This window comes from Microbacterium sp. CGR1, assembly GCF_051062835.1.
In the GTDB taxonomy this organism is placed as follows: domain Bacteria; phylum Actinomycetota; class Actinomycetes; order Actinomycetales; family Microbacteriaceae; genus Microbacterium.
Window position 1 is genome coordinate 2,336,604 of the sequence record NZ_JAOTPG010000001.1, and the last position, 14,110, is coordinate 2,350,713.

Genomic DNA, 14,110 nt, shown 5'->3' on the forward strand with positions numbered 1-14,110 from the left:
GCGACGTCGCCACTGTAAGAGCGTGATTGTCAGGTTTCGGACAAATGGACAAAACCGATCACTCGAGCGGCGCGGGGTCCACGTCTCAGAGCACGTCCGCGAGGATTCCGAGCACCCGCTCGGGATCTTCCAGGTGCATGTCGTGATGGATGCCGGAGATCCGCCGGATGTCCCAGCCTTCGCGTTCGAGCCCGGCCGCCATCGCGTCGGACAGCACGGCGGGCGACTCGTCGGAGAGCACGATCGTCGACGGCACCGAGGGAGCTGCGATCGCGACCGGGTGGAACGCGATCTCGCGGAACACGCCGATCGCCATCTTCGAGTCGAAGCGCCGCTGACTCTCCTTCATCGACTCCCGGATGCTCTCGGGGTAGACGGCTCGCTGCGACGCGCTGCGCCGGGCCTGCCGCGCACCGACGACCCCCAGGGTGAGCACCGGAACCGCCCAGAAGGCACGGCCGGCGAGGCCTGTGGTGGGGAGCGCGAGGCCGAAGCCGGGGTCGAGGTAGATCGCGCGCTGCGGACTGAGCCGTTCGACCGCGCGGACGAGCACCGCGCCACCCAGCGAGTGCCCGACGACGCTGTGCAACCCCTGCGGCAGCGACTCCACGACGTCGTCGGCGAGTTCGCCCAGTGTGTACGACGACGCCCGGTCGCTGCGCCCGTGCCCCCGCAGGTCGACGGTCGTCACGGTGCATCTGCCCGTGGCGAGCATCAGATCGATCAGCGGCTGCCACGTGGTGCCGTCGGCTCCCAGGCCGTGGATCAGTCCGACATGGTGCTCGCCTGAGCCGGAGGTCGCCGTGTGCAGCTGCATCCCGTCATTGTGTCATCCGAGTGACATCCAACGTTCTGGTCGCGAGCGGCCGCAGCGATACGCTGACCGGCATGAGTGAGAACGCGACACCCGACCACCTGACGCTGGCCTCGCTCGAGCAGCCCGACTCCGCAGCGGCCCGCGCCGCCCTCTCTCTCGCGACGCAGTACCACTCGCCGACGATGCTGAATCATGTGCTGCGGTCGTGGCTGTGGGCCGAGGCCTTCGCGGTCGTCGAGGACCGGACGGACATCGACCACGAACTCCTCTACGTCGCCGCCGTGCTGCACGACATCGGCCTGGTTCCCGAGTTCGACAACGTGCTCCGCTCGTATGAGGAGTCCGGAGGCCACGTGGCTGTCGCGCTCACCCGGGGCGCCGGATGGGACGAGCACCGGGGTCAGCGCGCACTCGAGGTGATCGTGCGCCACAACTGGCCCGCCGTCAATCCCGACCTCGACCTCGAGGGATACCTGCTCGAGATCGCGACCGGTCTCGACATCTCGGGCGCTCGACCCGATGCGCTCACCGAGACCTTCATCCGCGAGGTCCTCGACGCGTACCCGCGTCTCGACCTCGCTCAGGAGTTCGGCACCGGGGTCGTCGACCAGGCGGCACGCAAGCCGCACACCGCGGCACACCGGCTGGTCGAGGGCGGCGTCGTCCGCAAGCTGGCGGACAACCCGCTCGGCTGACGCGTCGCCAGTCCTTCGGGCGAGGAGCGTGGCGAGAGCGCGCTCGGTGTCCGGATGCTCGGCCGCCGCCCTGGCGATCAGGACCATGCGCTCCAGCGTCTCGACCGCGAGCGCCTCGGTGAGGGCATCGACCGACGGGAAGCCCCACACGCCTCCCGCCGAGCTCGCGGAGAGCGTGTGGGACCAGCTCGAAGAGCTCACGGGCGTTCGTCTGGGGCTCCGCGTGGGGCAGCACGCTCGAATGCTTGTTGGCGCGCCCCGGACCTACCCAATAGCTGTTGCCCTGTTGTACAGGGCGTGGGCGAGGATGCCCGCCCACAGGCTGCGCGTGAGGAGAGTGGCGGATCCGTAGCCGATTCCGCTGAAGGTCGCACGCACAGCATTCAGAAGCGACCAGGACGCGTGCGCGGCCCAAGGAAGATCATGGTCACGCCTTGTTGGGCGCGCCCAGCGAGCAGCTTCCAGCTGCTCAAGATGGTCTCCGGGGTCGACTGGGCAATCCCCGAATCGTAGCCATCGGTTCCGACATCGAGCGCTCTACAGGTTCTCAGAGCGTCTTCGTGTAGTGATCTAGTCGACAGTCTCGCTGGATAGTCTGAACTCGATATCCAGGATCTCGTCGGGATCGTGGAAACGAATTGCCCCTGACGAGAAGGGAGCGAAGAGTCCGCTTGTCTGCTTGGCGGAGTCTCCTTCAGTTGCTTCCTTGAAGTCCAGCTTGAGTTCCCTATCATCGCGAAGGATCTGCCAGGTTCCGGAGGCGTTGTAGTCGTCGTCGGCGTCGTGGGCCTGGATGGGATTGTAGGAGGCGTCGGTGATGGTGAAGGTGCCATCTTCCCGGATGGTGAGAGTTCCGCTGTCGTCATCGACGGCGACCCACTCTCCGACGGGCGACGTGAGCGGTTCACTCTGCGTGCAACCCGTGAGGCCGATGACTGTGAGGAGAGCGACGCTCGCGATCATGAGTCGTGCACGTGGGAGTACTCGTGAGGTCATGGGTACACCTTTTCGGTCCAGACGATGGTTTGGTGATGGGTGGCCCATTCGCCATTTCTAGCATTTGCCTCCGACATGGCCTCGAACGGGCCAGGTATATGGGCTCCACCGGTGCCCGGAATCCGGGTGGCTGAGTCGATGGAGGTGTCATTGTTGATCACGAAGGTCACCTCGACGCCTCCATCGGTCTGTGGCGCTCCGGCACGGACCTCGAGGCCATAAGAGCCGAGGAATGACTCCGGCATGTTCTGCCAACTGAGAAGGTCGTTCGGGATTGTTCCGGTGAGCACTAGTGATGAGAAGTTGCCCAGGTCTCCAAGAAGAACCTGCGGCTTGTCGCTGATGCGCCGATCGTAGACCCCGGGGCTGTCTGGGGCGAGTACACCGTTTCGGAGGTCCTGCAGCACCTGCTCTCGTACAGACTGGATGTGCTCGCTGGTCTTCAATTTTCGAACGAAGATGTCGTCGTCAGTAAGAACCTCGCCGCGCTCGTCGCCTGTCCGGAAGTGTTCAAACAGGTCCATGACCTGCTCGTTCGTCGCGTCCCGCTTCGTGCCGGTGATGGGGTCGATCGTCCCGTCGAGAGCATCCCAGGCAATGGATGCCGTAGTTGCAAGCGCCGCGGCTACCTGCAGATCAGCGTCGCGCCGATCATCAGCGAGGCCCTGCAGTGCGGCGGCGGCCGTGTTGGCATCCTTGCGAGCTTGCTGCTCTGCGGTGAAGCGGCTTCCGGCTCCGTCGTTCGTGTAGCGGTCGAAGGTCACGTCATCGAAGATTCCGTTGAGGGTTGCCTGGGCGGCCGCGAGATCCGATTTCAGAGGCTCGGCCTTGCGGGCGATCTCTTCCACGGCGTCGCCGTAGGCGAGGATCGCTTTCCCCGCAGTTTCCATTGCCTGAGCGGAGTCCTCGAGGCGCTTTCTGAACACCTCGAGGCGGGAGCGGAATGCTGTCGCGCTGTCTCCTATCCAGGAATTATCGAGATCCCGCAGGATCGTCGTCACGGTTGTCTGTGCGTTCGTCAGATCCGTCAGCTGTGCGTCGGTCCACTCTTTTGCAGTCGCGCAGGCAGACGTGTCGCCGGCGCCAGGATCCAGGTCGGTCCAGTTGCCGGTCACTGGTCCAGCGCTCCAATCGAAGTCGTGAGGGAATCGACGTGGGCCCGTTCGGCGGCGAGGAAGTCTTTCATTGTCTCGTCGACGCCGATGGCCAATCCCGAGCTCGTGAGATCGAAGATGATGAGTGCGTCTGACCACCCTTCGATAAACGCTCTGCCGGCCGAGGTAACCAGATCGCTGCGCATTGCCGAGAGATCCAAGCCGATGCCATCCGCCGAACCGGACGTGAGCTCCTGAAGCGACGAGGCCACCGCGCCTACGCCTCCGAAATCAAGATGAATTCGCGTACTCATTGATCCCCCCGAATCGTCAACAACCAGCGATCGTACCAACGTCATGTCGCTCAGCTCTCCTATAGGGACGTGGCAGGCCCAGAATCATTACGTGCCCCAGACCAGCTCATCGCTGCAGCCCCCGTTTGACCGACGAATGATCTGCAGGATCGTCACCACCATGATTCCTCGGCCCCTGCAGTGGCTGTACCAGTCGGGGATGCGGCAGATGTTCTCGACCTCATCGGGGAGCACGAGCGGGGGCCGCGGATCCTCTGCCTTCCTCGAGAACAGGTAGAGCGTGTCCTTCGGAGCGGCGATCAGTGCTGCCAGGAAGAACAGCCCATCGAGGGTGCTTTCAGTGGTCTGCCGAGGCGAGCATGCCGCTCGTCGCCGGCACCACCGCTCCCCCACCCGCCTGGCGCAATGCGTCCACGTGATAGGGCAGCTTCGCGACGACCTCCGCGTGCCCCTCCCTGAGCGACGACGCCAACGCGGCCACGTCCCCACGCCGCACACGCCCAGCTCGTCGGCCCGATCGCGCGGTCGACCGCTACTCCTCGCCCGTGTCGAGGAAGACTCCGACGCGATCGCCGTCGAGCACGAACTGGAATGCCACGGCCGACGGATAGCGCTCGATCAGCTGGTCCGGCATCTCCTCGTCGATCGGTACGACGACCTCAGCCGGGAACGCGCCGATGCTGCATGCCGCGTACATCGGTCCGCTGATCGACGACGACCCGTCGTCCGCTCCCTCGTCCGGCACATCGACCGTCCTGACGACCGAGATGCAGCGGTTCTCCGACGAGCGGTCGCCCGACTCCGAGACCCACCCCGGGCTCTCGAAGACCGTCAGACCGAAGAACTCGGCGGCCGCGACGTCTGTCTCCGCCCCGAACCACCCCGGGGGCACCGCTCCGGTGCGGGTCAGCTCGAGGGTCTCGACCTGCGGCGCCCCCGCCGATGACGAGACAGACGGCATCGACGTCAGGGCGAAGGTCACAGTGGCGGCCACGGCAGCGGCCGCCACGACCGATGCCACCCACAGCGGCATCCGCCATCTCGCCAGGGACGCCGGCCAACCGGTCGGAGGCAGGGTGTCCTCGGTCGCTGTGCGGTCGTCCCACAACGAGTCGTCACCCAGCCTGTCGATGAGGTCGTCGCTCGCGCGGGAGTCGTCGACGGCCGGGATCACGAGGTGCAGTTCGGCTGCTGCCGCGGAGTCGTCGATGGCCGTCGACCCGCGTCCGCGGAGACGCGCGGAGGCGGCCGCGCGGGATGATTCGAGCTCCTGCAACCGGCGCAGAGCGGCGGGGTCGGTCGCGATGTCGGCATGAGGGCCGTACGCGCGAGCCCGCAGCTCCCGCAGTTCCTTCTCGGCGGCGGCATCCGTCCCGGCATCCATTCCGGCATCGTCTCACGCCGGCCCCCGCGCACACAGCAACGGGCGGGTGGAGGTGTGAATCACCCTCCACCCGCCCGCGCCGGGGGTCTTACTTCTTGAACGCGTCCTTGACGTTCTCGCCGGCCTTCTTCGCGTCGGCCTTGACCTGGTCGGCCTTGCCTTCGGCGGCGAGCTTGTCGTTGTCGGTCGCGTTGCCGATCGCTTCCTTCGCCTTGCCGGCGATGTCCTGAGCGGCGTTCTTGATCTTGTCATCGAGTCCCATGAGGAGCTCCTTTCGTGAGGGTGATCGTTGGCAGCGGGAGGATTCCCGCCGTCTTATCGCCGTTGCTCTTCGCGACCGACGATAAGTGTGTGGACGGATGTCAGCGTCGAACCTTGTCGAGCGCCTTCTCCGCGGCCTTGGCCGCCTTCTTGGCGGTCTTGGCTCGTTCTTTCTTCGCCTTGGGGTCGTTCCACATCCGTACGAGCTGATGCCGGACCGACTCGCCCTTGTTCACCTGCACGGTCGCCGATCGGCTGCCCAGGATGTAGGCGACGAAAGCCACGGCGCCGATGAGGAGGATCTTGTTTCGCATGATGCTGGTTCCTGCTTCCTGAGAGTGAGTGCGACGACCGGTGTTCAGGACAGTCGACGCTGGTCGTGGGCGAGACGCGCACGGAGCCCGGTGTGGATCGAGACGTAGGTCTCGGTGTCACGGCCGGTCAGGGTGGCGAGGTTGGTGAGAAGCCGATCGATGTGATCGACGACCTCTCGCGGGTCCGTGTTCTGCCGCGGCGTGACCGCCACGTGCAGCACCGGAGTGTTGCGGATGTCGTTCGCTGTGACCTGGGTCGAGAGGATCTCGTCCCTCGTCGCGAGCGAGTTCTTCACGGCATCCGACACGAAGGACTCGGTGACGGTGACCCGACCGAGCGGGTTCTGCGCACCGGTGGAGCGGAAGGCCGTCTTCGAGCGGCGTCCGGCGATGCTGGTGAGCGCGAGGATCAGCAGCACGACGACCACGAGGATCGCCACGACGGCGCCGATTCCGATCCACGAGAGGCTGCCGCCGGCGATGGCGGTGGCAGCGATCGCCTGGTCGAGCCAGGAGCGGGCGTTCTCACCGGCCGACGTCCAGATGTCCGTCGCGGTGGGCCAGCTCATGATCGCGATGCCGACGGCGCCGAGGGCCAGGAACAGCAGCCCGATGATCAGCAGCAGTACGCGGTTCAGCGCGCGGTTCGTGTTGTTCACAGCTCGTCCTCCTGCTCGGTGGGGCGCTCGATGCGCACCCGGGTACGGACGCTCCTGGTGAGCCGGTACGTCTGCAGCTCGGCTTCGGCGGCGGACTTCACCGCGCCCTTGTCGAGCGGGATGCCGGCGCCGGGGCGCACGGTGACGTCGACTCCGCGGTGGCCCACACCGACGGTGATGTTGTCACGGGCGAGGCCCGTCTCCTCAGACAGGTGTTGAGCGAGAGCGCTCGCGATCACGCCGTTGTCGACGACGACCGCCCGGTCGCCCGCTTCGAGGGTGTGCTTCGACAGGCGGCCCGGAGTGAGGGCGAGCACGAGGAAGACGATCCCGATGAGGGCGAGTACGACGCTGCCGGCGATCACGAGGCCGGCGGGCTGCGCGGTGGGCAGACCGACCAGCCATCCACCGGCCGCGGCGGGACCGAGCAGGAGTGCGGGCTGGGCGGCGAGGCTCAGCACGATCTCGAGCCCGATGTAGGCCAGGGCGAGGATGAGGAGGATGACCGCCACGAACATCGCGACTGTGCGCGGTGAATGCGTCTCGCGTCGGACGACGCGACGAAGAACCGGGGTGCTCATCGCACTCGTCTCCTCTCGGGGATGGTCGCACCGGTGATGGTGAGGTTGATGCGGGTGACGTCGCGTCCGAGGACATCGGTCAGGTTCCGCTGGAGCTGCTCCTGCAGCTGGCGGGCCCGATCGAGCACGGGGACGCTCTGGGAGATCGCGACGGTGTCGTCGAGATCCGGGACGGGAAGCGGTGTGGCGATGCGCACCGCGATCCCGCCGGGGTGTTCGGTCACGTCGACCTTCACGTCACCGCGAGGGACACCGATCAGGGTTGCGGACGCCTGTTCGGTGACCGTGCGGTAGACGCGTTCTTTCACGTCGACGCGACCAGGGACGGTGGCCTCGGTGGCGGCCCGCTCGGGGCCGCCACCGGCGGCGAGGTGCTGGTCGGCGCGCATCAGGAGGTACGCCGCCCGGTGAAGGCGTCCGCGAGGCCGCGGACGTCGAGCTTGCCGGAGGCGATCCGACCGATGAGTGCCCCGATGCCGGCGAACAGAGCCATGAGCAGGAAGCCCCAGAATCCGAACATCAGCGCAGCGAGGGCGAGGAGGGCACCGACGAGGGCGCCCGTGGTGGTGGGGGTCATGAGACGCGCGACTCCTCGTTCTCGTGGTTGTCGTCGCCGGGCACGTGGACGTCGTTGACCTCGACGTTGACCTCGACGACCTCGAGACCGACGAGGCGGCTGATCGCTCCGGCGACGGCGGCGCGGACGTTGTTCGCGACCTCCTGGATGGGGGCGGGGTACTCGACGACGATGGTCAGGTCTGCGGCGGCCTGCGTCTCGCCGACCTCGACCTTGACGCCCTGCGAGAGGTCGGTGGCGTTGACGGCGTCGCGGATGGCGCCGAAGGCGCGTGCTCCACCGCCACCGAGCGCGTACACGCCGGCGACCTCACGGGCGGCGATGCCGGCGACCTTGGCCACGACGCCGTCGGCGATGGTGGTCTTGCCCGCGGCATCCGCGTCAGCGGGGATCCGCGACGTCGAGAAGCTGGAGGAGCGGTCCACGCGCGAGGTGGATGCTGCCGACTTCGGCGCGGCGGAAGTCTGTGCCAGTTCCTTCTCAGCGGGGCTGGCGGGGGTGTTCTGGTCCTGAGTTGCCATGACTTGTCCTTCGTCTCACGGGGTGCCGGCTGCGAGACCTGATGGCCTCACCGGGAGCGTGTTGGTCGCTCACAGATAGGACGTGCGGGGGCGGGGATTCGTCACAGATTCGTCGAAGAATTCTTTCGAGTGCCCCGAGAACGCGGCCTAGGTTGGAGAGCATGACCTCCTCAGCGACGGGAATACCCGACCTGCACGGCCGCACGATCCTCGTGACCGGGGCGAATGCGGGCATCGGATACTGGTGCGCCGAGATCCTCGCCGCACACGGCGCACGGGTACTGCTCGGATGCCGGTCGTCTGAACGCGCAGAGGTCGCCGCCGCCTCGATCCGCGCTCATGCGCCGGGCGCGGATCTCGGCATCCTCTCCCTCGATCTCGGCTCGCTCACGAGCATCGGGGCGGCCGCCGCGTCGCTCGACGAGCGCGTCGACGCCGTGATCTGCAACGCGGGGGTCAAGGCGGCGGATCACGACGCCCGCACCGCCGACGGACTGGATCTGATGGTGGGCACGAACTTCGTCGGGCACTTCGCTCTGCTCGCTCAGCTCGGGCACGTGCTCGCCGACGATGCGCGGGTCGTTGCGGTCGGCTCGCTCGCTCATCGCTTCGCCGACATCGACCCGGCGACGCTCTCAGAGCCGTGGACCGGAGCATCGCTGCGCCAGTACGGCCGCTCGAAGGCCGCGCTCATGGCGTTCGCGTTCGAACTCAACCGCCGCTGGCGAGGCACGGCGCGCTCCGCGCTCTGCGCCCACCCCGGCTACGCGGTGGATCCGCTCACCCCGCACCGCGACGGCCTCGCCGACGTCTCGGGCGCGGCGCGGGCGTTCGCCTCCCTGAGCCGTCCCCTCGTGCAGGGCAAGGATGCCGGAGCCGCGCCGATCGTGCATGCGGCGGTCGCGGCCGACGCCACCGGCGGCGACTACTGGGGTCCCGGCGGTCTGCTCGAGTTCCGCGGCGCACCGAAGCGGGTGACCGCGAGCGCGCAGGTGCGCTCGGTCGACGTGGGAGCCGAGCTGTGGTCGGTTACCGAGCATCTGGCCGGCGTGCGCTTCACGGTCTAGCCGTGCGGCGGTGGAGACGCGCTAGTCGTCTTCGAGGACGTATGCTCCCGAGGCGTCGGTGAACAGGCCGGTCTGCCCCGGCTTCGCCTCACGCACGAAGGCCGCGACCCACGGGAAGCGGGCGACGAACGAATCGACCGACCACACCTCGTGATTCGCGGAGTCGTTCATGTACTCCTCGGACTCGAGCCCCGTGACCGACTGCAGGTCGCTGCCCGTGAACGTGATCCAGCGGGGCGGATGCTCGGCATGGAGCTTCGAGAGGAAGACGGGGGCGTTGCCCGCCAGCCCCGGAGACGAGACGGTGTCGTCGCGCGTGACGTCGAGCAGGGCATCCGCAGATCCGGCCTCCGCGACAAGTGCATCCCACCCCTTCGCCGAGGCGAACGCCGCCTCGGCATCCGTGAGCATCCGGAGGGTGCGGACGTGCCCGACCACCGCTCCGTCATCGGCGCGCACGTCGTCGAACGATGCGCCCCAGCGCGACGGCGTCACCATGATCGCCGAGATCCGGGTGCCGGTGAGGAACGGGTCGCTGTTGCGCCACGGGGCACCGACCGGGGGCACCCGCCGGTTCGTCGCCATGTCGTCGCACACGATCCCGAGTGCCACGCGCGCGGCGCCCTGCTGGCCGTCGAGCACCTCGACCGCCAGCTCGACGCGCTCGCCCGAGTCCGTGGGCATCAGAGAGGCACCCGAGGTCATGATCGTGATCGGACCGCCGTCCGGTCGCTTCTCGACCACGCGGATCGCACCACCGATGCGGTCCTCCCACGCGATGGGATCAGCGCCGAGCGCGTCGAAGACATGGCGGGGGAACTCGAGGCCGTCGGTCATCGCCCCAGTCTCACAGGGAGTCGGCCGGGGTGGCAACGGTCCGGCCCTCCCGAGCGCTGCGCCTTCTAGGCTGGGCGCATGACCGTTGACGCTGTGGAGTCTTCGTCGAGAAGGGTCGTGTTCCGCCGGTTCGGCGGGCCCGAAGTGCTCGAGATCGAAGAGCGGCCGATCCCCCGCCCCGCGCGCGACGAGGTGCGGGTGCGGGTCGCGGCTGAGGGCGTGAACCCGGTCGACTGGAAGCTCTTCAGCGGGCGCCCGATGCACGATCCGTACGAGCGCGCGCTCCCCTCCGGCAACGGGTACGACTTCTCCGGCATCATCGACCAGGTCGGCGCCGACGTCGAAGGGTGGACTGTCGGCGACCGCGTCTTCGGCGGACTGCGATTTCACGCGCAGGCCGACCACCTCGTGATCGATCCGGGCCTCCTGGTGCGCGTTCCTGACGCGCTCTCCCTCGTCGTCGTCGGCGCTCTCAACGTGGTCGGCCGCACCGCTGTCGCGAGCGTCGAGTCGCAGAACATCGGCGCTTCCGATGTGGTGCTCGTGAGCGGGGCCGCTGGCGGAGTCGGCATCCTCACCGCGCAACTGTGCGTGACGCGGGGAGCGAGGGTGCTCGGCACCGCGAGCCCGCGCAATCATGAGCTGCTGCGCCGACTCGGCATCGAGCCCCTCACCTACGGAGAAGGACTCGCGGATGCCGTGCGCACCGCCGCCCCCGATGGGCCGACGGTCGCGCTCGACACCGTCGGCCACGGCACGGTCGACCTCGCGCTCGATCTCGGGGTACCGCCCGAACGCATCAACACCGTCGCCGACTACGAGGCCCGCCGGCGGCATCCGGTGCGCGGAGTGGGCGGAGCCGCCGCCGGCACCGCCGAGCTCGCGATGATCGCCGCGCTGCTGGCCGACGGCACGATCGAGCTGCCGATCGATTCGGTGCACCCTCTCGACGACGTGCGCGACGCGTACGCCCGCTCGATCGAGGGACACGCGACCGGCAAGATCGTCGTCGTGACCGGCGCTGTCCCGGTGTCCTAGCCGGCGACTCAGCTTCGCGAGAACAGCAGCAGGTCGGGCAGGCTCGTCGCGAAGTAGTCGACCTCGCCGTCGGCATGCCGCGCGACCGGCGGCGTGTACGCCGGTCGCCCCTCACCGAGGCTCAGCGGCGGCTCTCCCTGCGGCAGACCGAGGGCTTCGCGAGCCCGATCCCACGCACCGAGCACCTGGCCTTCCCCACCCTCCCACGGCTGGAAGACACGGCTCTCGAGAAGGGCGAGCGCCTCCGCGGCGGATCCCGTCCTCACCAGGAGATCGGCGTAGGCGACGACGAGGTCGTCGCGGGATGCCACCACGTCGAACCGCTCGGCGAGCCGCTGCCGCCGCTCGATGTCGGTCTCTCCGAGTCGGACAGCCAGCTGGTCGCGCTCGAACAGCAGCCGCGCGTCGCCCGGATCGAGGGCCACAGCCCGCTCGTAGTGCGCCACGGCGCGGTCGTCGTCGTGCGCCACGTTGTAGCTCGCCAACCCCGCGTTGCGATGCGCGATGGGATCGTCGAGCCCACCCTCGATCGCCCGCTCCCACAGCGCGAGTGCCTCCTCCCGCCTCCCCGCGTCGTACAGCAGGGCACCCAGCAGGCTCGCCGCCACCGGATCCGGCTCCGCGGCGAGCGCCGCCACGAGCGCATCGTGGTCGTCGAGCCCCGCGGGGAAGGTCCAGCGCCGATCCGAGTCCCTGGCCGCGGCACGCTCGCGCGCGGCATCCTGGGTGAGGCCGAGCCGGTCGAGGATCGCTGCACGGTGGTAGCGGGCGAGCGGTGCGACGTTTCCTGCCGCGCTCGGTCGCACGCGGGTGGCATCGTCGAGCACAGACAGTGCGGCATCCGCCTCTCCGGCCCGCGCGAGTTCGCCGGCGATGTCGAGGAAGGTGCGACCGTCACCGGGCAGAGCACCCGTGTCGAGGAAGCCGAGCAGCGGGTCGAGGGGGTCCTCGGCGCGGAGCCGCCGGAGCGCCGCCTCGGCGTCGGCACCTCGGCCGAGTCTTCTCAGCAGCACCACTCGCAGCGCGCCGCGTCTGCGGTCGTCGGAGGCCACGGCATCCAGTTCGTCGAGATCGTGCAGGGCCGCGGCGTGGTCGCCCGCCTGCGCCGACTGTCGCGCCATCTCAAGCCCTGCGGGCGCGACGAAGGCCGCATCCCAGAACGCCTTCGCGAAGGCACGCCGTGCAGCGGCGGCGTCGCCTCGACGCTGCTCGACCAGACCGAGCAGATAGAGGGCGTCCGCGTGCCGGGGATTGGCGTTGCGGGCGTTGATGCGCGCGAGCGCACGGGAGAGGAAGTCCTTCGCCCGGTCGTAGGAGCCTGCGCGGTACGCGAGCTCGGCGAGTCCGGTGAGCACTCGGGCGTCGGAGGGATCGCGGCGCAGCGCTTCGTCCCAGTACGGCAGGGGCGAGCGGCTGGGATGCCGGTACTGCACCAGGTGCAGCCCGATCAGGTAGAGCTCGTCGTTGCTGTCGACGTCGGCGGGTGCGGGCGGGGCTGAGGCGGTCCAGGGCTCGTCGTCCTCGTCGATCGACGTCTCGTGCCAGGCGACGAGAGTCGCACCGGACGCCGCCAGCAGGGTCACGCGAAGCCCGGATGCCGACGGGATGCCGGACTCCGCCTTCCACACGTCTCCCGGAACCAGGTCGGCCGTGTGCTCCGAGAGGAGGATGCCGTCGGCGTCGCGGATCTCGAGACGTGCGCCCGCCTGCGGCGACGTCACCGCCACCTTCACGACGAGCTCGTCGTCCCGGTCGACATGGATCGCCGCGTCGGCGGACGCCTGATGCGCGACGCCGATCCCGGGGATCGGGTACCAGTACTGGCTGAAGCGCTTGGTCTCCCCCGGCGCCAGCCAGCTGAAGTCCGGCTGGTTGTCGGTGTAGACGCCGGCCATGAGCTCGACGTAGGGTCCGTCGGCATCCGTGAGCAGTCGGTCCCACGCGTGACCGAAGGGCGCATCCCCCCATGTCCACTGCTTCTTGCCCGGTGCGACGCGGCGGTCGGCCCAGTGCACGAACCCCGCCTGGGCGTCATGGTCGTACCCGCCGAAGTACTCGTGCTCGGTGTCGACGATCATGTACGACGTCGGCACCGGGATGTTGCGGTACCAGTCGATGCGGTCGGCACCCGGGTTACGGCGGGCGCGCTCCCGGTAGTCGACGCCGTAGTACGGGCGGTCGGCCTGCGGGTAGCCGGTGAGGGCGCGACGCGCGTGGTCGGCGACGTGGCGCACGTCCTCGGGGAAGAACGACTGGTACTGATCGTGCACCCGCACGGCGACGTTCGCCCACCAGAGGAAGGTCTGCGCGATGCTCGTGCGGTTGTGGAGTCGCACATCGACCCGCACGGTCGAACTGGTCGCGCCCACGTGGATGCCGTGCGTGCCGCGCATCCGGGCGAAGGGGTCGTGATCGCTGCACCACACCGTGACGCTGCCGTCGTCGTGGCGCTCGATGGTCGACTCGACCGGCAGGAACGTCGCAGGACGGTGGTGCTGGGGCCAGTTGAACTCGACCCCGCCGCTCATCCACGGACCCGTCAGGCCGACCAGGGCGGGCTTGATGACGTTGTTCCGATAGAAGAAGTCGTATCCGGTCGTCTTGTCGTAGGCGACGTGGATGCGTCCGCCGAGCTCGGGCAGGATCATCAGCCGGAGGTAGGCGTTCTCGATGTGCACGGCGTTCCAGCGGCGACGCACCGGGGTCGACGCGATCCGCTCGACGAACGGCAGCGGATACACGCGGCCGCTGGATCCCTGGTAGACCCGCTGGTCGAGGTACATCGGATACGTCGACGGCGCATCGGGCTCGTACGTGTCGATCTCGACCGTCTCGTACCAGGCGACCGCGCGGCCGGCATCCAGCTCCGCCTGCAGCGCGGCAGGGACCTCGGGAAGGACGAGCTCCGCGTGGGAGTGTTCGACGGGAGCGGTGGTGGGGGTGGGCATGATCCGT

20 protein-coding genes are annotated in these 14,110 nt (G+C 68.4%); 3 read left to right on the forward strand and 17 right to left on the reverse strand.

Going from position 1 to position 14,110, the window contains the following annotated elements:
• Positions 1-85 precede the first annotated feature (85 nt).
• Complete coding sequence (locus OD997_RS11535; RefSeq protein ID WP_434331698.1) at positions 86-817, reverse strand: alpha/beta fold hydrolase; 732 nt, start codon at positions 815-817, stop codon at positions 86-88.
• A gap of 71 nt (positions 818-888) precedes the next feature.
• Here OD997_RS11535 and OD997_RS11540 point away from each other — a divergent pair, with 71 nt between their 5' ends.
• The gene (locus tag OD997_RS11540) at positions 889-1,512 is read left to right on the forward strand and encodes an HD domain-containing protein (RefSeq protein WP_434331699.1); all 624 of its coding nucleotides are present in this window, start codon (positions 889-891) and stop codon (positions 1,510-1,512) included.
• A gap of 264 nt (positions 1,513-1,776) precedes the next feature.
• On the opposite strand, the gene OD997_RS11545 is transcribed toward OD997_RS11540, so the two are convergent.
• The 14 genes from OD997_RS11545 to OD997_RS11610 all read right to left on the reverse strand — a co-directional run bounded on the left by OD997_RS11545 (position 1,777) and on the right by OD997_RS11610 (position 8,213).
• Entirely contained in the window at positions 1,777-1,977 is a 201-nt protein-coding gene (locus OD997_RS11545; RefSeq protein ID WP_434332376.1) for a CPBP family intramembrane glutamic endopeptidase, read from the reverse strand.
• A 105-nt stretch (positions 1,978-2,082) separates the two neighbouring features.
• The gene (locus OD997_RS11550; RefSeq protein ID WP_434331700.1) at positions 2,083-2,508 is read right to left on the reverse strand and encodes a hypothetical protein; all 426 of its coding nucleotides are present in this window, start codon (positions 2,506-2,508) and stop codon (positions 2,083-2,085) included.
• On the reverse strand, positions 2,505-3,623 hold the full coding sequence (locus OD997_RS11555; RefSeq protein WP_434331701.1) for a WXG100 family type VII secretion target: 1,119 nt from the start codon (positions 3,621-3,623) through the stop codon (positions 2,505-2,507). Before OD997_RS11555 ends, OD997_RS11550 begins: the two co-directional genes overlap by 4 nt.
• Entirely contained in the window at positions 3,620-3,961 is a 342-nt protein-coding gene (locus tag OD997_RS11560) for a hypothetical protein (RefSeq protein ID WP_434331702.1), read from the reverse strand. Before OD997_RS11560 ends, OD997_RS11555 begins: the two co-directional genes overlap by 4 nt.
• Positions 3,962-4,003: 42 nt before the next feature.
• Positions 4,004-4,309: a TraM recognition domain-containing protein gene (locus OD997_RS11565; protein ID WP_434331703.1), complete on the reverse strand. Its 306-nt coding sequence runs from the start codon at positions 4,307-4,309 to the stop codon at positions 4,004-4,006.
• Entirely contained in the window at positions 4,254-4,412 is a 159-nt protein-coding gene (locus OD997_RS11570; protein ID WP_434332389.1) for a hypothetical protein, read from the reverse strand. Before OD997_RS11570 ends, OD997_RS11565 begins: the two co-directional genes overlap by 56 nt.
• A 36-nt stretch (positions 4,413-4,448) precedes the next feature.
• Complete coding sequence (locus OD997_RS11575; RefSeq protein ID WP_434331704.1) at positions 4,449-5,300, reverse strand: hypothetical protein; 852 nt, start codon at positions 5,298-5,300, stop codon at positions 4,449-4,451.
• Between the two features lie 88 nt (positions 5,301-5,388).
• The gene (locus OD997_RS11580) at positions 5,389-5,562 is read right to left on the reverse strand and encodes a CsbD family protein (RefSeq protein ID WP_053098095.1); all 174 of its coding nucleotides are present in this window, start codon (positions 5,560-5,562) and stop codon (positions 5,389-5,391) included.
• Between the two features lie 100 nt (positions 5,563-5,662).
• Positions 5,663-5,875: a hypothetical protein gene (locus tag OD997_RS11585; protein WP_341955746.1), complete on the reverse strand. Its 213-nt coding sequence runs from the start codon at positions 5,873-5,875 to the stop codon at positions 5,663-5,665.
• Positions 5,876-5,919: 44 nt separating this feature from the next.
• Positions 5,920-6,534 (reverse strand): hypothetical protein, encoded by a 615-nt coding sequence (locus OD997_RS11590; protein WP_434331705.1) that lies wholly within the window; start codon positions 6,532-6,534, stop codon positions 5,920-5,922.
• Positions 6,531-7,115, reverse strand: coding sequence for a DUF6286 domain-containing protein (locus OD997_RS11595; protein ID WP_434331706.1), 585 nt, complete (start codon positions 7,113-7,115; stop codon positions 6,531-6,533). The genes OD997_RS11590 and OD997_RS11595 overlap by 4 nt, the downstream gene beginning before the upstream one ends.
• Positions 7,112-7,504, reverse strand: a complete 393-nt coding sequence (locus OD997_RS11600; protein ID WP_056311292.1) for a hypothetical protein — start codon at positions 7,502-7,504, stop codon at positions 7,112-7,114. The genes OD997_RS11595 and OD997_RS11600 overlap by 4 nt, the downstream gene beginning before the upstream one ends.
• Positions 7,504-7,692: a DUF2273 domain-containing protein gene (locus OD997_RS11605; protein WP_042541587.1), complete on the reverse strand. Its 189-nt coding sequence runs from the start codon at positions 7,690-7,692 to the stop codon at positions 7,504-7,506. Before OD997_RS11605 ends, OD997_RS11600 begins: the two co-directional genes overlap by 1 nt.
• Positions 7,689-8,213: an Asp23/Gls24 family envelope stress response protein gene (locus tag OD997_RS11610; protein ID WP_434331707.1), complete on the reverse strand. Its 525-nt coding sequence runs from the start codon at positions 8,211-8,213 to the stop codon at positions 7,689-7,691. The genes OD997_RS11605 and OD997_RS11610 overlap by 4 nt, the downstream gene beginning before the upstream one ends.
• Before the next feature lie 161 nt (positions 8,214-8,374).
• Between OD997_RS11610 and OD997_RS11615 the strand changes: the two genes are divergently transcribed.
• Positions 8,375-9,280, forward strand: coding sequence for an SDR family NAD(P)-dependent oxidoreductase (locus OD997_RS11615; RefSeq protein ID WP_434331708.1), 906 nt, complete (start codon positions 8,375-8,377; stop codon positions 9,278-9,280).
• A gap of 21 nt (positions 9,281-9,301) precedes the next feature.
• Here OD997_RS11615 and OD997_RS11620 read toward each other — a convergent pair whose 3' ends face one another.
• Positions 9,302-10,117 carry a suppressor of fused domain protein gene (locus tag OD997_RS11620; protein WP_434331709.1) on the reverse strand — a complete coding sequence of 272 codons (816 nt, stop codon included), beginning with the start codon at positions 10,115-10,117 and terminating at the stop codon, positions 9,302-9,304.
• 78 nt (positions 10,118-10,195) lie between these two features.
• Between OD997_RS11620 and OD997_RS11625 the strand changes: the two genes are divergently transcribed.
• A complete protein-coding gene (locus OD997_RS11625; protein ID WP_434331710.1) occupies positions 10,196-11,155 on the forward strand; it encodes an NADP-dependent oxidoreductase in 960 nt (319 codons plus the stop codon).
• A gap of 8 nt (positions 11,156-11,163) precedes the next feature.
• Here OD997_RS11625 and OD997_RS11630 read toward each other — a convergent pair whose 3' ends face one another.
• Positions 11,164-14,103: a DUF5107 domain-containing protein gene (locus tag OD997_RS11630; RefSeq protein WP_434331711.1), complete on the reverse strand. Its 2,940-nt coding sequence runs from the start codon at positions 14,101-14,103 to the stop codon at positions 11,164-11,166.
• Between the last annotated feature and the right edge of the window lie 7 nt (positions 14,104-14,110).